Below are 278 nucleotides of genomic sequence, written 5' to 3' on the forward strand. Positions count from 1 at the left end.
TCGTCGCTGCTCTGATGGAGCGCGTCACGGATCCCGCGCGACGGGCCTAAGCCTCCCGTTCGAGATCCCCGGCGGTATGACGTCCCACTCAGGCGCGGTCGCCGAGTGCTGCGTGAAGGCGACTCGTGAGGTGGGACATCGCCTCTTCCATCGCCGCGGTGGAGTCGTCTTCCGCCAGGCCGAATCGCTTCAGGTCGCGAGCAAGCCGTTCGTCGATCTTGTCCAGCGTCCCGTCGCCGCTGCGGCCCGTGGCGAGGTAAGCCGTCAGGTTCGCCGCG

At 68.3% G+C, this 278-nt stretch carries 1 protein-coding gene; it reads right to left on the reverse strand.

Annotated features, from left to right (window positions below):
* Positions 1-88: 88 nt before the first annotated feature.
* On the reverse strand, positions 89-278 hold a 190-nt coding region (locus ACZ3HH_RS29780; protein WP_465810138.1), incomplete at its 5' end, for a hypothetical protein.

This window comes from Pseudomonas sp. PME37.24/025, from assembly GCF_055556615.1.